We start from the raw sequence: 22,319 nt of genomic DNA, 5'->3' as shown, positions 1-22,319 counted from the left end.
ATTATGTGGTGGTTAGTTGGAGAACTTGAATCAATTAGGCGCTTCTTGGGCATGGGTGGCGATGTACTCGTCGTCATCTTTATCCTCAGCTTCATGTTATGGGCAGTGCTGTTAGAACGTTGGTTTTACTTTGCTGCCGTCGCTCCTAAAGCAATGAAAAAAGCCGTTGGCTTTTGGGAAGCGCGTTCAGAACATAAAAGCTGGAACGCGAAGATGATCCGACAAGAAATCGTTTCTCGTCAGGATATTGAGAATAAAAAGGGACTACCAATCGTTAAAGTATTGATTGCGCTTTGTCCCCTACTCGGTCTGCTCGGCACGGTTGTCGGCATGATCCAGGTATTCGACATCTTAGCGGTAACAGGTACAGGAAGCCCTCGAGCAATGGCCTCGGGGATCTCAAAGGCAACAATCCCAACCTTAGCCGGGATGGTGGCTTCGCTATCAGGACTGTTTTTTAGTACTCGTCTTGATCATTTAGCCAAAGTCACCACGCAGAAGCTTGAAGACAAGCTAAAGCACGTTAGCTAAGTAAATGGGAATTGCCTGAGTAAACGGAATTAGAGGTATAGGTCATGAAGAGACGCTATAGCAGTGATAGCAGTGAAGAAGCCGCTATCGATATGACACCGATGCTCGACATCGTATTCATCATGTTGATCTTCTTTATCGTAACAACATCGTTCGTTAAAGAAGCGGGTCTAGAAGTAAATCGTCCTACGGCAAGCTCCGCGCAGACCGTGAAGAAAGGGAACATTATGGTTGCCATTGGCGCAGCTGGTGATGTTTGGGTAGATAAACGTCGTATTGAAGTCGACGCGGTTCGCGCCAACATCGAACGTCTACGTGCAGAGAGCCCTGATGGTGCCGTTGTTATTCAAGCGGATACCGAATCAAACGCGGGCGTAGTCGTGAAAGTCATGGACCAGATCAAGATGGCAGGTGTAGAAAGCATCTCCATTGCCGCAACCAGTAAGGATTAAGCCTATGCGGTATCTGGCCTCAATTGCACTGGCGCTCGTTGTCTCCCTCGGATTATTCTGGGGGATGGACAAGCTGGTAAACAAAGAGCGCCACGAGCTAGTGTCGGATGATGACCTCCGTATGGTGGAATTTATCCGCATTAAACCGGACGAAAAAATACAGGAGAAAAAACGCGAACTCCCGAAACCACCACCACCGAAGCGTCCGCCGCCGCCACCAGAAATGAAGGTGACGTCGACAGTCAAACCGGTGATGGATCAAATTCCGATGGATATGCCAAAACTGGACTTGCCGGTCAACGTTACGGGCGGTTCTGTACTAGGACACTATACCCAAGGCGGTGGTGCTCAAATGGCAGGCAGCGGAGGCCCCGTTCCTCTTGCGACATTCCAACCGCAAATGCCGCGTAAAGCAACTAGAGCTGGAATTGAAAAAGGTATTGTACTGATCGAATTTACCGTTAACGAGCGTGGCAGTGTTCAAGACGTCAAAGTACTGAAAGAGACACCGCGTAAGTTAGGTTTGGGTAAAGCGGCGAAGAAAACCGTGTCGAAATGGACCTTCAAACCAAAAATGGTGGATGGTAAGCCGGTGACCTCTCGCTTATCTCAAGAAATCGAGTTCTCTACCAATTAAGGAGTCGCAATATGAAAGCATACACAAAATTGTTGGCTTCTCTGGTGTTGATGTCAGGCGCGTACGGCGCGCCTGCTTTTGCCAGTAACCCTGAGTTGTCTGACAGAACATTCCGCACGGTGAACAAAGTTCAAGAACTTATCGCCGAGGAAAAATACTCTCAAGCGATATCAAAGATAAATTCTGCACTCGAGAGTTCAGGTAAAAAGCAATATGACAAAGCGGTCTTGTTGCAACAGATGGGATTTCTTTACTCGTTAAAGGATGACTACCCGAAAGCAGCCAAGTACTTTGCTGATGCACTCAAACTGAACGCACTGCCAGTGCCGGTTGCACAACAGGTTCGCTATAGCCTTGCTCAGTTGTATCTTGCTGAAGGGCAATTCAAAAAATCCGTCAACACGATGAACGAGTGGTTCAAAATTGCGGAAACGACAGAAGAAAAACCACAAGCACACGCTTACATCACGTTAGCCAGTGCCTATATTCAGCTAGAAGATTACAAAAATGCGATTCCGCCAACGAAGAAGGCAATCGCAATGAGTAAAAACCCTAGTGAATCTTGGTACCAATTGCTGATGTCAGCCCACTACGAACTCAAGCAGTTTAAGAGTGTTGCTGGTGTACTTAAAATTCTGACGACGAAGTATCCAAAGAACAAACGTTACTGGACACAGTTATCTGGTATCTACATGGAGCTTAATCAGGAGCGAAATGCACTTTCTACGTTAGAAATGGCACATAAAATGGGCCTATTTGATAAAGAGAAAGAGTATTTACGCTTAGTCAACTTTCAAGCTTACCAAGGCGTACCATACCGTGCGGCCAAGACGTTGAAAGAGGCAATAGAACAAGGCCATGTTGAAGGTAACGTCGACAACCTAGAGAAGTTGGGGTCGTTTTGGCAGCAAGCTCAAGAGCTTGGATTATCGATTGATGTCTACCAGCAAGCCTACCGACTTGCACCAAAGGCAAAGACTCAGATCAAGATTGCCCGTTTAATGGTCTTGGATAAGCAATATATGGCGGCCACAAAGTTTGCCAATAATATCGCCCCCGACGCCAATCGTGAGCAAAAGGGTGAGTTGAATTACATTCGAGGCATGGCTTACTTTGAGCTAAACCAACCCGTTAATGCACTCAAAGCGATGAAAAGTGCCGCTCAATCTCCAGACATGAAAGCAGCAGCGAACCCTTGGATCAATTTCCTCGAGTCTCAAGGCTAATTTGACTTAGAGATAAATGTAAGTCGCAATCGAATCTATCCGTTGCACCGAAAATTAAGTGTGAGTCAGTCGCACGCCTGGGGAAGTGAAAGCTTCCCCTTTTTTCGTTTCGATATGCAATCATAACCGCTCACCAAAGATCCAAAAGATCGGCTAGCAACAAATAAGAGATCGTGATACTCTTCGCCTCCATTTTTCTGGCGAGATTATCACCAACCTCAATCCATTTGATGGTGAACACTCTTATGCCAGTGCTATCGTTATAAATTGTCGAGACTTTCGTTCGGCACTCACTCAATCCAACCAAAAGTGGAACAGTACAATGGGCAAAGGTACTCTCTATATCGTATCTGCACCTAGCGGCGCAGGTAAATCTAGCTTGATCTCAGCAATGTTGGAACGTAACCCAACGTACGCAATGAAAGTGTCTGTGTCTCACACCACTCGTGGCATGCGCCCAGGCGAAGAGAACGGTATTCACTACCACTTCGTAGCAAAAGAAGAGTTTGAAGCTCTGATTGCACAAGGCGACTTCTTAGAGTACGCAGAAGTGTTTGGTAACTACTACGGCACATCACGCGTATGGATTGAAGAAACGCTAAACAAAGGCATCGACGTTTTCTTAGACATCGACTGGCAAGGCGCGCGTCAAATCCGCGAGCAAATGCCAGAAGCGAGAAGCATCTTTATCCTGCCACCATCAAATGGTGAGCTAGAGCGCCGTCTAAACACTCGTGGTCAAGACAGCGAAGAAGTGATCGCAAAACGCATGGCAGAAGCCAAGTCAGAAATCTCGCACTACAACGAGTACGATTACGTGATCGTAAACGACGATTTCGATACAGCATTGATGGACTTTAAAGCCATCCTACGTGCGGAAAGATTGAAGCAAGAAAAACAAGCTGCTAAATATAAAGGTATGCTTGATGCGCTTCTAGCAGAGTAATTCTGCACTAAAATACAAATTTTCGCTTCTTTATTACGGTAAGGAAGCTTATATTGCTTATATAGAAAGTCATTGTTGTTGCACGTCTTATCGCTAGTAAATATTACGCTGAGACTGTATACTTTCTCGTCATTCAAAATTTAGTTAACTATTTGGAGTCCTCATGGCACGCGTAACTGTTCAAGACGCTGTTGAAAAAGTTGGCAACCGTTTCGACCTAGTACTGATTGCGGCTCGCCGCGCTCGTCAAATGCAAACTGGCGGTAAAGATGCACTAGTGCCAGAAGAGAACGATAAGCCAACGGTTATCGCTCTACGCGAAATCGAAGAAGGTTTAATTACTAAAGAAGTTCTAGACGCTCGCGAACGTCAAGAACAACAAGAACAAGAAGCGGCAGAGCTAGCGGCAGTAAGCAGCATCGCTCACAACCGTTAATTCTGGCTTTAGAATTCAACAACCTCCCGGGCCTATAATTTGTATCTATTTGATAGCCTCAAAGACGTTGCCCAAGAATACCTAACAGAGCCTCAAATTGAGGCTCTGCGTCAATCTTATGTGGTAGCGAGAGATGCCCATGAAGGGCAAACCCGTTCAAGCGGGGAACCATATATCATCCACCCCGTCGCTGTTGCTCGTATCTTAGCTGAGATGCGTCTTGATATCGAAACCCTCCAAGCTGCTTTACTGCATGACGTCATCGAAGACTGTGACGTAACCAAAGAAGATCTCGAAGAGAAGTTCGGCACGACCGTCGCAGAATTGGTTGATGGTGTCTCTAAACTTGACAAACTCAAATTCCGCGATAGAAAAGAGGCGCAAGCTGAGAACTTCCGTAAGATGGTTCTGGCGATGGTGCAAGACATCCGCGTTATTTTGATCAAACTGGCTGACCGTACGCACAACATGCGCACGCTAGGCGCACTTCGCCCAGATAAAAAGCGTCGCATTGCTCGTGAAACCCTCGAGATCTACTCGCCACTGGCTCACCGTCTTGGTATTCACAATATCAAAACAGAACTCGAAGAGCTTGGTTTTGAAGCGCTTTACCCGAACCGCTACCGTGTTCTAAAAGAAGTGGTACGAGCGGCACGTGGTAATCGTAAAGAGATGATCCAACGTATCCACAGCGAGATTGAAGGTCGACTGCAAGATGTGGGTTTAAATGCTCGCGTGTTGGGCCGTGAAAAGAACCTGTTCTCCATCTACAACAAGATGAAGACCAAAGAACAGCGCTTTCACACTATCATGGATATCTACGCCTTCCGAGTGGTTGTTGATACGCCGGATACCTGCTATCGCGTGTTAGGCCAAGTGCATAGCTTGTATAAGCCACGCCCGAGCCGCATGAAAGATTACATCGCGGTACCAAAAGCGAACGGCTACCAATCGCTGCACACTTCAATGGTTGGTCCTCACGGCGTGCCGGTTGAGGTCCAAATCCGTACCGAAGATATGGATCAAATGGCGGATAAAGGGGTCGCGGCTCACTGGTCTTACAAAGACAAAGGCGAAAAGTCTGGCACTACAGCACAAGTGAAAGCACAGCGTTGGATGCAAAGCTTACTTGAGCTACAACAAAGTGCAGGTAACTCGTTCGAATTCATCGAAAACGTAAAATCCGATCTGTTTCCTGATGAGATTTACGTCTTCACGCCAAAAGGCCGCATTGTCGAATTACCATTAGGCGCAACAGCCGTTGACTTCGCTTACGCGGTGCATACTGACGTGGGCAACTCATGCGTTGGTGCTCGTGTAGACCGTAATCCTTACCCACTGAGTAAGGCGCTGAAAAACGGTCAAACGGTGGAAATCATCAGCGCGCCGGGGGCTCGCCCAAATGCCGCATGGCTAAACTACGTGGTGACATCGCGTGCCCGCACCAAGATCCGTCAAGTATTGAAGACCATGCGTCGTGAAGAGTCGATTACGCTTGGGCGTCGTCTGCTAAACCATGCACTAGGTCGACACTCGATTGATTCTATCTACCCTGAAAATATCCAGGAAGTTTTAGCGGATCTACGCCTAGAAAGCGTCGATGATCTGTTAGCCGCGATTGGTTTGGGCGAATTAATGAGTATCGTCATCGCTCGTCGTTTGTTGGGTGATACGGAAGAGCTCACCACGACAAGCTCCATTCCAACCGACTCGAAGAAAAAGCTGCCAATTCGTGGGGCTGAAGGCATATTACTGACCTTCGCTAACTGCTGTCACCCGATCCCGGATGACCATATCATTGCGCACGTATCACCGGGTCGTGGCTTAGTGGTTCACCGAGAAACGTGTCCAAACGTACGTGGTTACCAAAGAGAGCCAGACAAGTACATGGCCGTCGCTTGGTCTGAGGATTACGACAAAGAGTTCATTGCTGAACTGAAAGTCGACATGCTCAATCACCAAGGTGCCCTTGCTGAGTTAACCAATGTGATTTCGAAAACAGGCTCGAACATCCATGGTCTCTCGACGGAGGAACGCGACGGACGTTTGTATACCGTTACGGTACTGCTCACCACCAAAGACCGTGTTCATCTTGCTAGTATCATGCGAAAAATCAAAGCGATGCCACAGGCGACACGCGTCAGACGCAGAAAGAACTAACCTTTATCGCCACCCACTCAAACTGGGTGGCGATTTTTTATATCCCAAATTGACTATGAATCTAGAACGTTACAACCGCATCCATCAAGTCCTTACCGCACGCCAGACCGATCTGACTCTTTGCCTTGAAGAAGTACACAAGCCCAATAACGTCTCTGCCGTGATCCGCACTGCCGACGCAACTGGATTACACAAAGTTCATGCTATCTGGCCTGATAAAATGCGCACACTCACCCACACTTCCGCAGGTGCGCGTAACTGGGTAGAGGTCGAGACGCATCGCTCGATTGAAACGGCCATCACCGAGCTCAAAGCGCAAGGCATGCAAGTGTTGGTCACCAACCTGTCAGACACAGCGGTTGATTTTCGTGACATCGACTACACCAAGCCAACCGCAATCATATTGGGCAGCGAAAAAATAGGGGCATCAGAACAAGCGAAAAAACTGGCTGATCAAGACATCATTATTCCAATGATCGGTATGGTGCAGTCTTTGAATGTCTCCGTCGCCAGCGCTGTGATTCTGTATGAAGCGCAGCGTCAACGCCAAGCAGCAGGCATGTACGATAAAGAAGAAAGCACACTGCCAAAAGAGACCATCAACCGCATTCTATTTGAGCGTGGCCATCCGGTATTGGCGAAAGTTGCAAAACGTAAAGGGCTTGATTACCCACAACTCGATGATGAAGGCCAAATCATGGCCGATGAAGCGTGGTGGAAAGAGATGCAAAGTAAATAATCAACTCTTGTCATCCTGAACAGCGACGAAGGAGCGTGATTCAGGATCGACTATCTGAGTGCACTAATGTTACTGGCGTTAACTTCGCTGGCACACTAGCGACAAGTAGATTCCTGATGTCGCTCCGGCTCCTCGGAATGACGGGGCAGCGAAATCCTACTCCTCATGAAGACTTACCTATTTTTTTCCTGTACAAAAACACAGCTCCATGGTTAACATACTGCTATGTTAACCATTTTCTTGAGCCCATTATGTCTGCCCAACTGTTATCTGCTATTCCTTTAACCTCACTGTCTGGGGTTGGCGCTAAAGTCGCAGAAAAACTGGCCAAGGTCGGCTTACATACGGTTCAAGATCTGCTATTCCACCTTCCTTTACGGTACGAAGACCGCACGCGCATTTACCCAATAGTCAAGCTGCATGCTGGCCTTTGGGCTGCTGTGCAAGGCAAGGTCATGGCTGTCGATACCATTTTCGGCAAGCGTAAAATGTTGACGGTAAAAATCAGTGACGGCAATGGCACCATCACACTGCGTTTTTTCAACTTCACCGCCGCAATGAAAAACAACTTCTCGCAAGGTAAGTTAGTGCATGCTTACGGCGAGATTAAGCGTGGCGGTATGGGCCTAGAGATTGTTCACCCTGACTATAAATTTTATGCTAGCGAACAAAAGCCCGATGTGGAGCAAAGCTTAACACCGGTTTATCCAACCACTGATGGGCTGCGTCAAATCACCCTGCGTAATCTTACCCAGCAGGCACTGGCTCTACTCGACAAAGCGGCGGTACAAGAGTTGCTGCCATCTGGCTTGTACAATCACCAAATCACCATGTCGCAAGCGCTGCACACCATCCATCGCCCACCACCAAACATCAACTTAGATGAATTTGACCAAGGTAAACACCCTGCACAAATTCGCCTGATCATGGAAGAGTTATTGGCGCAAAACCTTTCTATGCTGGCGGTACGCAGTAAAGGCCAACAAGATGTGGCGCTGCCACTCCCTCCTTGCGATAAGCTCAAAAAGAACTTGCTAGCACAGCTGCCGTTTTCACCGACCAATGCGCAAGCACGAGTGGTGAAAGAAATTGAAGCCGACTTAGAAAAAGCCCACCCAATGATGCGCCTAGTGCAAGGTGATGTGGGCTCAGGTAAAACTTTGGTTGCCGCTTTAGCCGCCGTCAGAGCCATCGAACATGGCTACCAAGTCGCCTTGATGGCACCGACCGAACTGCTTGCTGAGCAGCACGCAACGAACTTCGCCAACTGGTTTAAAACAATGGGCATTCAAGTTGGTTGGCTCGCGGGCAAGCTCAAAGGCAAAGCTAGAGAAGCCGAGATGGCACGCATTGCCAGTGGTGAAGCACAAATGGTAGTGGGTACTCACGCCCTATTCCAAGAACATGTTGATTTCCATCATCTCGCTTTGGTCATCATTGATGAACAGCACCGCTTTGGTGTCCACCAGCGCTTGGAGTTGCGCGAGAAAGGCGCGAAACAAGGCGCTTATCCACATCAGCTCATCATGACAGCAACGCCGATTCCGCGGACGTTAGCGATGACCGCCTACGCTGACTTGGAAACCTCTGTGATTGATGAGTTGCCACCAGGGCGAACACCCATTCAAACCGTGGCGATCCCTGACACCAAACGTGATGACATCGTCGAACGTGTGCGCAATGCCTGCTTAAACGAAGGCAAACAAGCGTATTGGGTATGTACCTTGATTGATGAATCCGAAGTGCTGGAAGCTCAAGCCGCCGCCGACACCGCCGAAGAGCTGCAACGTAAACTGCCCGACGTAAAAATTGGTCTAGTGCACGGACGAATGAAGCCGACAGAGAAACAAGCGGTAATGCAAGATTTCAAAGACAACAAGCTGCACCTGCTCGTCGCAACCACCGTTATTGAGGTCGGCGTGGACGTACCAAACTCTAGCTTGATGATCATCGAAAACCCAGAGCGATTAGGCCTGGCTCAACTGCACCAATTACGAGGTCGTGTAGGGCGAGGCTCAGTTGCCAGCCACTGCGTGCTCCTCTACCACTCTCCCCTATCGAAAACCGCCCAGAAACGCTTAGGCGTACTGCGTGAAAGCAACGATGGCTTTGTGATTGCACAGAAAGACTTGGAGATTCGTGGGCCGGGTGAACTACTAGGAACCAAGCAAACCGGCTTGGCAGACTTTAAAATTGCCGATTTAGTGCGAGATCAGCGCTTAATTCCAGAAGTTCAGCGCATTGCTCGCCATATTCATGATACTTACCCAGACAATGCGAGTGCCATCATCGATCGCTGGCTTGGTGAGCGCGATATTTACTCCAAAGCGTAAACCGTATCTATTGAACAACCCTTATGTGGATGACACGTCTTACAGATGGAATTCTGTAAGACTGGTTTCATATACATTTATTTCACCAATCTATCTCTCATTAAATAAAACACCACTCGACTTTATTCAATAATTACGACAATTTAGATACTTCAAATTAGTCAAAATATTACCTCAAGGTCTTCGTACCTAACATTCAATCAAGAAATCAATGTCATCAAGGATAGATGCATGAAGAAAAGTACTTTGCTCGCCGCTAGTGCAGCGCTAGTTGGCTTTACTCACACGGCATCCTTTGCGGCTCAAGATGGACAGGATTCCATTCTCAAATCCGCAGAACTGTTTGCCAAAAGCTCTGCTTATTTCAACCCCAAAATATCTCCGGACGGAAAGCACTTAGCGTTCGAATCCAGCATCGATGGTAAAGATGCTTTGGTCATACTCGACAGTAAAACCATGCAACCTAGCAGCGTTTTACGTTTCAATGGCAATGAACAAGTGGGCGATTACTATTGGATCAACAACGAGCGCGTCGTTGCCTCCAAAGAATATTTAAAGAGTTGGTCGACAGCTCCAGTGAACTATGGTGAGTTAGTCTCCGCTAACGTAGACGGAAAAAAATACGCCTACATCTTTGGCTACAACCCACCAAAATCCAGCCGACTTGTACGCGCCTCTTCTATCGTGCGAGCCTATGGTGAAGTCATGGATGTTTTACCTGATGACGATCGCCATATCTTGGTTTCTTCCTTACCTTTCGGAGAATATAGCTTCAATATGGAAGCGCCTAGAGAGGTTTATCGCGTTAACGTATACAATGGGCGGCGCTCTAAGATAACCACTTCTCCGGTTGGTTTTAGCCGTTTTCTTACTGACCATGATGGCGACGTTCGCTTTGTTTCTGGCCGAAACAGCAAGGATGAGGTTGAACTTTATTACCGTGTCAACGGCCAATGGGAAATCTCAGATAACATTAAGTCATTGAAAAGTTTCAAAGAATTCTACCCTATCTCTTTTTCTGAAAATCAAGACGCAGTTTATGCAGCGGTCAGCCATAGTGGCGAGCCAAGAGCGGTACATCACTTAAACCTTAAAACAGGTGAAAGCACCAAAGTTGCATCAGATAGCGCCGTCGATCCTAAAGCGTTTTGGCTAGATCCTGACTCAAAGCAGCTTTATGCGGTAGAGTTTGAGAGTGATTACCCAACCTATGCCTTTGTGGATCCCAAAAACAAGCGCAGTGAATACCTACAGCAAATATTAACCTCCCTACCGGGACACCAAGTCAGATTAGTCAGTGAAACCGACGCTGGCGATGCTTACGTTATCATGGCGTTTAATGATAGAAACCCAGGTGACTACTACCTGTTTACAACACAGCCAAAAGAAATACGCTACCTATTCTCCGCAAGAGAATGGTTAGATCCAGCACAAATGGCAGAAGTGAAGCCAATCGAATTTACCAGTCGTGATGGTAAGAACATCACAGGTTACCTCACCCTTCCACCGAACTCAGAAGCCAAAAACCTACCACTCATCGTCAACCCACATGGGGGGCCGCATGGACCAAGAGATTGGTGGGGCTTTACGGAAGAAAACCAATTCCTTGCAAAGCATGGCTATGCGGTATTACAAGTTAACTTCCGCGGAAGTGGTGGCTTTGGTAAACAATTTGAAGAAGCGGGCTATAGAAAATGGGGAACCAACATCCAGTATGACATTATCGATGCGACCAAGTACATCATCGGAGAAGGGATCGCAGATAAGAACAGAATTTGTATTTCTGGTGGTAGCTTTGGTGGATACAGCGCCTTGCAATCAGCAACCGTCGCGCCAGCACTGTTTCAATGCGCCGTTGGGAGCGCAGGTGTCTACGACCTTGAACTGATGTTCAAAGAAGGAGATGTCCCAGATAGTAAAATGGGACTTAGCTTTTTAACTAAGGTTCTTGGTACGGATCCTAAAACCCTAAGAGCGATGTCCCCTACGCACAATGTCGATAAGCTGAAAGCGTCGATTCTACTGGTTCACGGTGGTAAAGATCAGCGCGCGCCAATTGAGCACTTTAATGCGATGGCCAAAGCATTAGACAACATCAACTACCCTTATGAGTCCTTTGTGCTTGATGATGAGGGGCATGGTTTTTACAAAGATGAGCATCGAGCAAAATACTATGCTCATGTGCTCAATTTCTTCGACAAGCATCTGAAGAACTAATCAGCTAACTTAAACATCAAAAGGTGATAACTGCACGGTTATCGCCTTTTTTTACACAAGCAAACGTTTGCCTTTCAAATAAATCCCTCTATAATCGCGCTCAAAATTGATGATGTGCGCCTTGTCACATCAAACCAACCTGAGTTGACACTGATTAACAGCAATCACAGGCAATAACGTCAACTCCACCCAGCACTCCCATTCAGCGAGCTCTGGGCAAGAACTATTGCGACTAGCGAGACAAACAATGACAACTTCAAACCGAGCTTCGGAACTGGTCTATCAGTTAAACGATCGTCCACCACTACCTCAAACTCTTTTTGCGGCACTTCAGCATCTATTGGCGATGTTCGTCGCGGTCATCACCCCATCTCTGATCATATGTCAGTCATTGGGGGTGCCAGCAGACCAAACCAACACCATCATCAGCATGTCCTTATTTGCATCCGGGGTATCTTCATTCATTCAGATTCGTACTATTGGCCCTATTGGCTCTGGCTTGTTATCAGTACAAGGCACCAGCTTTAACTTCTTAGGTCCAATTATTGGTGCAGGATTGTCGCTTAAAGCCGGTGGGGCTGATATCAACACCATGATGGCGGCCATTTTCGGTACTATTTTGGTCGCCTCATTTGCAGAGGTGTTCTTATCTCGCGTTCTAGAACACGCACGCCGCATTATTACCCCCTTAGTGTCAGGGATCGTCGTAACGCTTATCGGCCTAACCCTAATCCAAGTGGGCTTGGTATCGATGGGCGGCGGCTACGCAGCGATGAGTGATGGTACATTTGGCAGCTTAGATAAACTCGCGCTAGCCGGTACCGTGCTTGGCTTGATCGTGATACTAAACCGCTCTAAAAACCCATACTTACGCGTTGCTTCTATCGTGATTGCGATGCTGGTTGGCTATGTGATGGCGTACTTTATGGGCATGGTCGATACCGCTAAGCTCGGTAAAACAGAGCTGATTGCGCTACCGATCCCAATGCAATACGGCCTTAGCTTCGACTGGTCACTGTTCATTCCATTAGTGCTGATCTTCTTCATTACCGCACTAGAGGCGATTGGCGACATCACCGCAACGTCTGAAGTGTCCGGCGAGCCAGTAAAAGGCCCGGTCTACATGAAACGTATTAAGGGTGGTGTTTTATCCGATGGCCTCAACTCAGCAATCGCAGCCGTATTCAACAGCTTCCCAAACTCTACCTTCAGCCAAAATAACGGCATCATTATGCTAACGGGCGTTGCAAGCCGTTATGTGGGTTACTTCATTGCGGGTATGTTGGTTATTCTCGGGCTATTCCCTGGGGTCGCAAGCTTCGTGCAGTTGATTCCTGAACCCGTGCTTGGCGGAGCAACGATTGTGATGTTCGGTACGATCGCGGCAGCAGGTGTACGCATCATCTCTCGTGTTGAGTTAGACCGCCGTGCTGTCCTGATCATGGCACTGTCATTCTCAATGGGGTTGGGAATCGCACAAAAACCGGAAATTCTTCAGTTTATGCCGGAATTCATTAAGAGCATTTTTTCAACCGGTGTCGCCGCTGGCGGTATCACTGCGATCGTATTGAACCTGTTGCTTCCAGAGAAATTGGAAGAGGAAGATGAGCTCGTTGCTCAAGAGGGACAAAAATCCTAACCTTGCCTAGGATTATCGGGTAGCCCAGCCTAGCAATAGGTTGGGCTTTTTTATTGGAAGCGTTTGAGAAAAGATTACTTGGTAGGGAAACTGATCTGTGCAATTAAGCCGCCTTCGCTGCGGTTACGCACCACAACCGAGCCTGAATGCTGACTAACGATGCGCTTCACGATAGCTAGGCCCAACCCCGTCCCTTCACTGCCTCGCGCCGTATCGCCACGAGTGAAAGGTTCAAACAAACGCGCAATTTGGGATTGCTCGATACCCGGACCATTATCTTCAACGCACACCCACACCAGCTGTTTGTCCGCAGTCACGCCAGTACTGATTTTCACCCAGCCATTACCGTAACGCAGAGCATTGACCACAAGGTTACTCACCGCGCGTTTAATTGCGATTGGGCTGCCCTTGGCGGTCGGCATCGTTGGGTTGAACTCAGTTTCGATTTCGACTTCATAACCCCCTTCCGACGTCGCGACATCGCTAGTGATGGTATTGATGTCCACCTGCTCAAACGATTCTTTATTTACCGGCTTGAGGTAGTCCATAAACTGGCTGATGATCTCATTACACTCTTCAGTATCGCTGATGATGCCTTCGGCTAAATAACTGTCTTCTGGCGACATCATTTCTGTCGCGAGGCGAATACGCGTCAGTGGCGTCCGTAAGTCATGACTGATACCCGCCATCAATAGCGCACGGTCTTCTTCCAGTTCTTGGATGCCTTTTGACATCTGGTTAAACGCACGGGTTACTGAACGAATCTCCGATGCGCCTTTCTCCGGCAATAGTGGTGGAATTTCACCTCGACCGACGCCTTTTGCCGCCTTCTCCAGTGCGATAAGTGGACGATTCTGCAAGCGAATAAACAGCCACCCTCCCGCAATGATCAGCAGTGCCATGATTAAGCTATTACGGAACAGCGGTGCAAAGTCCTCTTCTTGCAGTTCAGAAAGTGGAATGCGAATAATGGAATTCGGTAGTTGATCAATACGCATCCACAAGATGTAGCTCTCGCTGCCTAGCTGTAAGCGTACTTCCGTTGGTGAACCCAGTTCCTGCGTCATCTCTTCAGACATCAGGTCGATAGGCATCGCATGATTGAATTCATTCATCACCTCACTATCTACGCTATGCACCGTCACACCCAAGCTTTCTAACAGCTGATGACGCAATGGTGCATCCGATTTGAGTGGACCATTTTCATCCAGTACTAGATTCAATTCATGAGCGAGAATTTTGTTGAACTGCTGCAAACTTGGCATCAACGCATAATTAAAAACAGCGTAATAAGAAAAGACTTGGCTAGCGAGCAGCAAGGAGATAAACAACAGGATAGATTGTGTAAATGAACTTCGGATTCGCATGGAGAGTTCCTAATGGACCGTTCCTAGTGGAAAGCCTTAATTGCGAGGTTCCAGCCCTCAATCAGGAAGGAGGCTTGAGGGCGGAATATGGGTTGCGAATATCGGCAAACCTTTTTGAAAGATTATGTCTCTTTACCGTCTGGGACAAATACGTAGCCTAAGCCCCATACTGTCTGAATGTAGCGAGGCTTGCTTGGATCATCTTCCAACATGCGGCGCAAACGCGAAATTTGCACGTCAATTGAACGCTCCATTGCTGAGTACTCGCGACCACGAGCCATGTTCATCAGCTTATCGCGAGACATAGGCTCACGAGCGTTTGTTACCAAGGCTTTCAGTACCGCAAACTCACCAGAAGTGAGCGGCATTGCCTCTTCACCACGGAACATTTCGCGCGTACCTAAGTTCAGACGGAAGTCACCGAATTCCACCACTTTTTCTTCCGTGCTTGGCGCGCCTGGCAGTTCAACCGTTTGGCGACGCAATACCGCCTTAATGCGTGCGAGCAGCTCACGAGGGTTGAACGGCTTCGGCAGGTAATCATCAGCCCCGACTTCCAAGCCAACGATACGGTCGACTTCGTCACCTTTTGCGGTCAGCATCAAGATCGGTAACATGTTATTTGCATGACGAAGACGACGACAAATCGACAAGCCATCCTCGCCCGGCAGCATTAAATCGAGCACCATAAGGTGGAAATTTTCACGGGTCAGAAGACGGTCCATCTGTTCGCCATTAGCAACACTTCTCACCTGAAAACCTTGCTCAGAAAGGTAACGCTCCAAAAGAGCACGCAAACGAGCATCGTCATCAACCACTAAAATTTTATGATTTTCCTGCATTGAAACATCCTTTCAAAAGCATCTAATGGCAAAAATGTATCACTGTTTTTTCAAACGTGCTTGTGCAAATTGTTACTCTTTTTATCTTAGCCACTGTTTTTGCATTTATTTCGGGTTGCTAGAGGCTTTATCTCCCTTTCACAACAATTTACAGTCGGCTTAATTCAAGGCTAATATGAGCAGCAGAACCCAATAACCTCTGATTTACGTCTGATGAAAACCAATCTAATTACTCGCGAAGGCTACAACCGCTTAAAAACTGAACTCGATTTTTTGTGGCGAGAAGAACGGCCGGAAGTCACCAAGAAAGTCACTTGGGCAGCAAGTTTGGGCGATCGCAGTGAGAACGCAGATTACCAGTACAACAAAAAACGTCTGCGTGAAATTGACCGTAGAGTCAGATATTTACGCAAACGCCTTGAGCAAGTCAAAGTCGTGGATTATGCCCCCCAGCAGGAAGGAAAAGTCTTCTTTGGGGCATGGGTAGAAATTGAAAACGAAGCAGGTGATGTCAAAAGCTTCCGCATTGTTGGACCGGATGAAATCTACGGCGATGCAAAGGGCTACATCTCCATTGACTCACCAATGGCACGCGCTCTACTAAAAAAAGAAGTCGACGACGAGTTCGCGGTAAAAACCCCGGAAGGGTACAAAGAATGGTTTGTGAATAACATTCGCTACCAAGCAGACGAACAGTAAAACAATGCCGCCCTTTTTGTTCAAAAGGGCGGCATTGTTTATTTCTCATACAGATCACTCTTCGTAATCCGGTTTATCCGTCAAGATATAGTTCGTATCACTGGCCACCAACGCGCCATTTTTTAAGAAGTTATTGCCCAAAATCATGCTGTAATGGAAGCGGCTACGATCTTGTAAATTCACTCGAACTTTCTTCTCTAACTCACCAAGTTTGACATGCATTTCGACGACCGGGCGCACATTCGCTTTTTCGCCTTTCTTGGCAGTAATGCGCATTACCTCCACCACTTCTTTAGTGAATGATTTCGTCATCCCCAAATCGTTCTCGTAGGTAAAGCTCACCATATCAACACCATCTTTCTTAAACTGTTTGATGTTCTTCGCGTTAATCGAACTCACATCCGCGCCCGTATCCAGTTTGACAGGGAACAACATGCCTTCGACTTCTGCCACTTCAATGTGGCCCGCTTTAAACAGTGGTCTCGCATCCAGTAAATGGTCTGTGCGGGTATTTAAGAGAACGCCCCCCTTGGCCATATTGTGGCCAAAGACAAAAAATGGCTGCGTTTGATTCTCTTTCTCCAGCACATCAATCGCGAATTCGATGGGTTTCTCTTTGCCTCCAAGCATAAAGTCCCCCTCGACGACCGGACGAACCGCCTCACCCACTTTTAACTTTTTCAGTACGGGTTTGGTGATTTTCTCTTCTTTTCCTTTACTTGTCGGTAGGTAGAAGGTCACCACTTCTTCTTTGCCTTTTTCACTCAGCTCAAATCCATTGACGCGCAATAGTGGTGTTTTTACCGCAAAGGTGGGATAAGCAGGCAGTAGATAGCCATCAATATTGATCGACTCTTGTGGGGAAATCACCAGAGGCTTGGACTTCAGTGCGCTCTTATAGGATTTCTCAACACCACCTAACAAGTTTTCTTTATCTGTATCAATCACAAAATGTTGGCTAGCGACATCTTTGCCAAGGCGAATTTGTGAGCTGAGCTTACTGCGATCTCGCAAGTAAACCAGCCATTGTTGCGTTTCGTTTTCACCCACTTTAACCGGTAAGTAGACCAACGGACGCTCAGTCTTACTGGTTTTCAGCATACGTACCAGAGGCAATGTCATAGAGTGACGCTTACCGTTTTCACCTTCTAAGGTAAAGGAGACCTGTTTTTTATTTTTATCAACGTGAATATCCAGCGCATGTACGTTGGTGTAACGACTGGTGGTCGAAACGCTGACTTTGTACGGAACCCCTTCAACGTCGACGGTCTCATTTTTGCCAATCATCTGCGCATTGGGTTGCTCTTGCAGATAGTCGTAGCCTGCAAACACCCAAGCGTTATTATCAAGGTACGTTTTACCAATTAAAATAGGGGCAGAAAACTGACTACGCTTGGTTAAATTCACCTCGGTATCGACCGTTTTACCCGCAATGGTCATCGGCAAACTGATGGTTGGTCGTAAAATCGGCGTTTCACTAGTACGATTGCGGATAATGCTCAGCCTCTCGAGCTCATCATCCACCTTGATCTGCTCACCCGTAAATGGGTGCTGCATGGTAAATGTGACATGCACTTGATAAGCATCAAAATCCTCTTTATCCCAATCTGCACGAGCAAATTTCTCCGCATCCCACGTTCCATCTGTGCCAATGAGATCGCCGAGTACTGCCCACATTAACTCGTTATCTTTCAGTTTATTGAACTGAGGATGATTGCTGTATAAATGAATATTTTCAGCATGCATCGATGTGGTATCCGCACCAGTATCGATCTTACCGATAAAAGGAACGCCACTTAACTCAGGGATATCACTGTAATAGACGCTTTCTACTCGCCCCAGAACAGGTTTGTCATCCAGTTGATAAATTGGGTTTTGCGTGGTCGCAGAAAGCGATTGTGACCACGCGAATGGTGCCCCCAGCAAGGCTGCCGAAAGCGCTAAAGCCAAAGGGATTTTCTTCATCAGTGTTTTCCGTATGGGCAAAATTACAAGGGTTAGTTGACAACCAGGCGTATAAGTTCTCAATTTAATTACAGTTTTGACATAAATCTGACCAATGTCCATCAGCGCTAGGTAAATTTTTGCTCGGTTTAGAGTTACGTTGAATCATTGTTGCACAAAAGTCGCTGATAAAGCGCAGCACCTCGTATTTCGAAGCTCATTGGGGATAAAACATTGCAAATTCCCGCAATGACCCCAATGTTTAAACCTAACAATACAAACCCACTATACCCAAGTCACCTCGAGATGCTTGGTTTATAGAGAATTAAAGAGAATACACGGATGAGCCAAGCTATCTGTCGCATGATCGCTCAAGAGCTGAATGTTCGCCCAGAGCAAGTCACTGCTGCTGTCACCTTAATTGATGACGGCAATACCGTCCCTTTTATTGCCCGTTACCGTAAAGAGGTAACGGGCGGTCTTGATGACACCCAACTGCGTAATCTGGACAGCCGTCTGTCTTACCTTCGTGAATTAAACGATCGCCGCCAGACCATTCTGAAATCGATTCAAGAGCAAGGCAAACTAACGCCCGAGCTTGAGCAAGCGATTACTCAGGCAGACAGCAAAACTCGCCTAGAAGACCTGTATCTCCCATACAAACCGAAGCGCCGTACTAAAGGCCAGATAGCCATTGAAGCCGGGCTTGAACCATTAGCGGATCAGCTTTGGGATCACCCACAGACCGAGCCAGAAAGCGAAGCCGCCAAATACCTAGATGCAGATAAGGGCATTGCCGATACCAAAGCCGCCCTTGATGGTGCACGTGCCATCATCATGGAACGCATTGCTGAGGACGCAAACTTACTGGAAAAAATCCGCGGTCACCTAAACCGTCATGCCGATATAGTGGCGCGAGTTGTGGAAGGCAAAGAGCAAGAAGGTGAGAAGTTTAAAGACTACTTCAACCACAACGAAGCACTAAGCAAAGTGCCATCACACCGTGCTCTAGCGATGCTACGTGGTCGTAACGAAGGCTTCCTAACGCTAGCGATGAATGCCGACCCTGAGCAGGAAGAAGGCGCTCGTCAGTCTTATTGTGAAACGATTATCGCGGATCACTATGGCGTAACACTGAGCAGCGCACCAGCGGATACATGGCGCAAGCAAGTGATCAGTTGGGCATGGCGCATCAAAGTGTCGATGCACATGGAAACCGAGCTGATGGGCGCAATGAAAGAGCGCGCAGAACTCGAAGCTATTGAAGTGTTCGCGACCAACCTCAAAGATTTGTTGATGGCTGCGCCGGCTGGTCCTCGCGCCACTCTGGGTCTGGATCCGGGGCTGCGTACAGGCTCAAAAATCGCCGTTGTCGATTCAACCGGTAAGGTTCTGACCACAGAAACCATCTACCCTCACCCACCGCAAAAACAATACGACAAATCAGCGCAAATCGTTGATCAGTTAGTGCGCAAGTACAATGTGGATTTGATTGCGATTGGTAACGGCACCGCTTCGCGTGAGACGGACAGTTTTGTCGCAGATCTCATCAAACGCGGCAACCTCAAAGTACAGAAGATCATGGTTAGCGAAGCCGGTGCATCGGTTTACTCTGCCTCTGAACTCGCGGCGAAGGAATTCCCGAATATGGACGTATCGCTGCGCGGTGCGGTTTCGATTGCACGCCGCCTGCAAGATCCACTTGCAGAGCTGGTGAAAATCGATCCGAAATCGATCGGTGTAGGCCAATACCAACACGATGTCAGCCAATCGATGCTCGCGAAACGTCTAGATGCCATTGTCGAAGACTGTGTAAACGCAGTGGGTGTGGATGTGAACACCGCCTCTGCGGCACTATTAACGCGGGTGGCAGGTCTATCCACCACCATCGCACAAAATATTGTCGATTACCGTGATGAAAATGGCCGCTTTGACGCACGCACCACCTTGAAAAAGGTGCCGCGCTTAGGGCCAAAAGCGTTCGAACAGTGTGCAGGTTTCTTACGTATTATGGATGGCAAGAACCCACTTGATGCCTCTGCGGTTCACCCTGAAGCGTACCCAGTGATCAAAGCGATTTCTGAGAAAAACAACAAAGACATCAAAGCACTGATTGGCGATTCGAGCTTCCTAAAAGGTCTGCACGCCGTGGATTACACCAATGACAGTTTTGGTATCCCAACCGTCACCGACATTATCAAAGAGCTGGATAAGCCAGGTCGTGACCCGCGTCCAGAGTTCAAAACTGCCACATTCACCGACGGCGTCAATTCCGTGTCCGATCTAGAGCCTGGTATGATTCTAGAGGGCGTGGTCTCTAACGTCGCGAACTTTGGTGCGTTTGTCGACATCGGTGTTCACCAAGATGGCCTGGTGCATATCTCTGCCCTAACCGACCGCTTTGTGTCTGATCCACGAGAAGTGGTGAAAGCGGGCGACATCGTAAAAGTCAAGGTGATGGAAGTCGACGTACAGCGTAAGCGTATTGGTCTGTCGATGCGTTTGAACGACGAACCAGGCCAAGACAATCGCAGCCAGCGCGCCTCCGCGCCAAGCCGCAATGACCAACAACGTCGCCAGCCTCGCCGTGATGATGCCTCACAAAACAATGCGATGGGTGGCGCTTTTGCCGCCGCATTTGCTAAAGCGAAGAAGTAATCGCATTCAACCGCGCTATTGCTAAAAAACGCACCAGTCAGAAGCTCTGACTGGTGCGTTTTTGTTTGAGTCGTCATAGTACTGCAATCACTTCTGACGGTGTATGGGGCGCAACTGAGTGACCATAATGAAACTTAATCACCTTCCTGCGCTTTTCCATCAATCCCTCTTTGATCGCTGCATCCAAAATGCGCTTAGGTAACCGAAAGCGTATCGTGTAACCCTTCCCCTGCTCTTCACTGTAGGACTTGAGCGCTAGCAAACCGAAAAGACGCTCAAGCGCATCCTCAGATTCGTTGTGATAACGGCTATCCACTTCTGGCTCCACTTCATAACCTGGATGTTCTGAAGGATCCCAAGCCGACTGGCGTCGCCTTTTCTCATCACTTTTTACTTTGCGCTCTGCATTGGCTTTCGCTAATGCGACTGTCGGTGTCACAGGTTCTCGGATTTTATTATCCCGAGCCGCTTGTTCCGTTTGCACATTCACAGATGGGGCGATCAACGGCACACTTACGTTCGCCGGTGACACAATCATTGCGAACCCTCCTCAGAGCCGCCCACTCATCAATATGACCGGTTTATTCACATAAAACGAGGTCAATATTTATATCGACCACTTTTTGAACAGCTTTAGTGTTTTTCGGTGCTTCTTTATCTGTGAGCAAAATCTCGAACTTGTGAGCAGAACGCGTCATGTTCAGTCATAAATGGCGCATGAGAAGATTGATTAAATACAAACTGTTGTGTGTTAGGCAACTGCTCGTTCAAATCCGTAGCCACTTTTATCGGCACTAAACCATCCAGTCGACCATAAAGGCGCAGCATTGGCATCGTCAGAGCCGTTAAAGCATCTCTCAGATCAACGTCAGCAAGAATATTCAAGCCCACTAACAACGAGTTGGGGTTCGGTTGGGGACGCGATAATACCGCTTGTTTAAGTTGCTTCACATCTTGACGCGCAGATGGACTGCCCATGGCTTGCAATGCCATAAAGCGCTCAACAGTAAGAGAAAAGTCTTCCATTAACTGTTCGGTAAAAGCACTGAGTACATTAGGTTGAATCCCTCGCCAAGGACGCTCAGCCGCAAACTTAGGTGAGCTGGCTACGGTAATTAACTTACTGACTCGCTCCGGTGTATTGAGCGCAATATGTGTCGCAACTAAGCCTCCCAGAGACCAACCTAGCCAAACTGCTTTTGATGGCGCGCCTTGCAAGACCATCTCTGCGATCTGTGCTAAATCCTGTGCGTGATGTTCGGCACTGTGTCCATAGCCAGGTAGATCAACGACATGCAAACGAAAGTAAGGCTGAAGTGATTCTACGGTTTGCTGCCACACAGCACCATTCATACCCCAGCCATGAAGCAACACCAAGTCGGGCCCTTGACCAAACGACTGCCAGTGTAAATTCGTGTTCATGCTCTCGTTCTCCCCCACTATTTTTATTCCTTAGCACTTTAAACAAGCGTTAGCCTAACTAGACTCCAACC

18 protein-coding genes are annotated in these 22,319 nt (G+C 47.8%); 13 read left to right on the top strand and 5 right to left on the bottom strand.

Features of this window, described 5'->3' with window-relative positions; genetic code table 11:
• Nucleotides 1-3: 3 nt before the first annotated feature.
• From AK966_RS15735 to AK966_RS15680, 11 genes are all read left to right on the top strand, one after another.
• Nucleotides 4-531 carry a MotA/TolQ/ExbB proton channel family protein gene (locus AK966_RS15735; RefSeq protein WP_119464518.1) on the top strand — a complete coding sequence of 176 codons (528 nt, stop codon included), beginning with the start codon at nt 4-6 and terminating at the stop codon, nt 529-531.
• Nucleotides 532-575: 44 nt separating this feature from the next.
• The gene (locus AK966_RS15730; protein WP_119464517.1) at nt 576-983 is read left to right on the top strand and encodes a biopolymer transporter ExbD; all 408 of its coding nucleotides are present in this window, start codon (nt 576-578) and stop codon (nt 981-983) included.
• 4 nt (nt 984-987) lie between these two features.
• Complete coding sequence (locus AK966_RS15725; RefSeq protein ID WP_119464516.1) at nt 988-1,620, top strand: energy transducer TonB; 633 nt, start codon at nt 988-990, stop codon at nt 1,618-1,620.
• Nucleotides 1,621-1,631: 11 nt separating this feature from the next.
• Entirely contained in the window at nt 1,632-2,846 is a 1,215-nt protein-coding gene (locus AK966_RS15720) for a lipopolysaccharide assembly protein LapB (protein WP_119464515.1), read from the top strand.
• Nucleotides 2,847-3,168: 322 nt separating this feature from the next.
• Nucleotides 3,169-3,792: a guanylate kinase gene (gmk, locus tag AK966_RS15715; RefSeq protein ID WP_099079185.1), complete on the top strand. Its 624-nt coding sequence runs from the start codon at nt 3,169-3,171 to the stop codon at nt 3,790-3,792.
• Nucleotides 3,793-3,955: 163 nt separating this feature from the next.
• Nucleotides 3,956-4,228, top strand: coding sequence for a DNA-directed RNA polymerase subunit omega (rpoZ, locus tag AK966_RS15710; protein ID WP_005379346.1), 273 nt, complete (start codon nt 3,956-3,958; stop codon nt 4,226-4,228).
• Nucleotides 4,229-4,267: 39 nt separating this feature from the next.
• A complete protein-coding gene (spoT, locus tag AK966_RS15705; protein ID WP_099079184.1) occupies nt 4,268-6,388 on the top strand; it encodes a bifunctional GTP diphosphokinase/guanosine-3',5'-bis pyrophosphate 3'-pyrophosphohydrolase in 2,121 nt (706 codons plus the stop codon).
• Between the two features lie 55 nt (nt 6,389-6,443).
• Nucleotides 6,444-7,127 (top strand): tRNA (guanosine(18)-2'-O)-methyltransferase TrmH, encoded by a 684-nt coding sequence (trmH, locus tag AK966_RS15700; RefSeq protein WP_099079183.1) that lies wholly within the window; start codon nt 6,444-6,446, stop codon nt 7,125-7,127.
• A gap of 251 nt (nt 7,128-7,378) precedes the next feature.
• On the top strand, nt 7,379-9,460 hold the full coding sequence (gene recG, locus AK966_RS15695) for an ATP-dependent DNA helicase RecG (protein ID WP_099079182.1): 2,082 nt from the start codon (nt 7,379-7,381) through the stop codon (nt 9,458-9,460).
• A 231-nt stretch (nt 9,461-9,691) separates the two neighbouring features.
• A complete protein-coding gene (locus tag AK966_RS15690) occupies nt 9,692-11,677 on the top strand; it encodes a S9 family peptidase (RefSeq protein WP_119464514.1) in 1,986 nt (661 codons plus the stop codon).
• Nucleotides 11,678-11,924: 247 nt separating this feature from the next.
• The gene (locus AK966_RS15680; RefSeq protein ID WP_182852735.1) at nt 11,925-13,316 is read left to right on the top strand and encodes a uracil-xanthine permease family protein; all 1,392 of its coding nucleotides are present in this window, start codon (nt 11,925-11,927) and stop codon (nt 13,314-13,316) included.
• Between the two features lie 74 nt (nt 13,317-13,390).
• On the opposite strand, the gene envZ is transcribed toward AK966_RS15680, so the two are convergent.
• Both envZ and ompR read right to left on the bottom strand, forming a co-directional pair.
• A complete protein-coding gene (gene envZ, locus AK966_RS15675; protein ID WP_099079180.1) occupies nt 13,391-14,683 on the bottom strand; it encodes a two-component system sensor histidine kinase EnvZ in 1,293 nt (430 codons plus the stop codon).
• A 122-nt stretch (nt 14,684-14,805) separates the two neighbouring features.
• Nucleotides 14,806-15,525, bottom strand: coding sequence for a two-component system response regulator OmpR (ompR, locus tag AK966_RS15670; RefSeq protein ID WP_119464512.1), 720 nt, complete (start codon nt 15,523-15,525; stop codon nt 14,806-14,808).
• A gap of 213 nt (nt 15,526-15,738) precedes the next feature.
• Here ompR and greB point away from each other — a divergent pair, with 213 nt between their 5' ends.
• The gene (gene greB, locus AK966_RS15665; RefSeq protein ID WP_099079178.1) at nt 15,739-16,224 is read left to right on the top strand and encodes a transcription elongation factor GreB; all 486 of its coding nucleotides are present in this window, start codon (nt 15,739-15,741) and stop codon (nt 16,222-16,224) included.
• Between the two features lie 54 nt (nt 16,225-16,278).
• Here the strand turns inward: greB and AK966_RS15660 are convergent, their stop codons facing one another.
• Nucleotides 16,279-18,189 carry a RimK/LysX family protein gene (locus AK966_RS15660; protein WP_182852733.1) on the bottom strand — a complete coding sequence of 637 codons (1,911 nt, stop codon included), beginning with the start codon at nt 18,187-18,189 and terminating at the stop codon, nt 16,279-16,281.
• 321 nt (nt 18,190-18,510) lie between these two features.
• Here AK966_RS15660 and AK966_RS15655 point away from each other — a divergent pair, with 321 nt between their 5' ends.
• A complete protein-coding gene (locus tag AK966_RS15655; RefSeq protein ID WP_119464511.1) occupies nt 18,511-20,826 on the top strand; it encodes a Tex family protein in 2,316 nt (771 codons plus the stop codon).
• A gap of 73 nt (nt 20,827-20,899) precedes the next feature.
• On the opposite strand, the gene AK966_RS15650 is transcribed toward AK966_RS15655, so the two are convergent.
• On the bottom strand, nt 20,900-21,364 hold the full coding sequence (locus AK966_RS15650; RefSeq protein ID WP_099079176.1) for an ATP-dependent Lon protease: 465 nt from the start codon (nt 21,362-21,364) through the stop codon (nt 20,900-20,902).
• Between the two features lie 116 nt (nt 21,365-21,480).
• On the bottom strand, nt 21,481-22,248 hold the full coding sequence (gene bioH / locus AK966_RS15645; RefSeq protein WP_182852731.1) for a pimeloyl-ACP methyl ester esterase BioH: 768 nt from the start codon (nt 22,246-22,248) through the stop codon (nt 21,481-21,483).
• Nucleotides 22,249-22,319: the final 71 nt, after the last annotated feature.

The organism is Vibrio sp. PID23_8 (assembly GCF_003584965.1).
GTDB lineage: Bacteria > Pseudomonadota > Gammaproteobacteria > Enterobacterales > Vibrionaceae > Vibrio.
The sequence above is the reverse complement of the archived record's forward strand: the minus strand, read 5'-3'. Positions and strand labels throughout refer to the sequence as shown.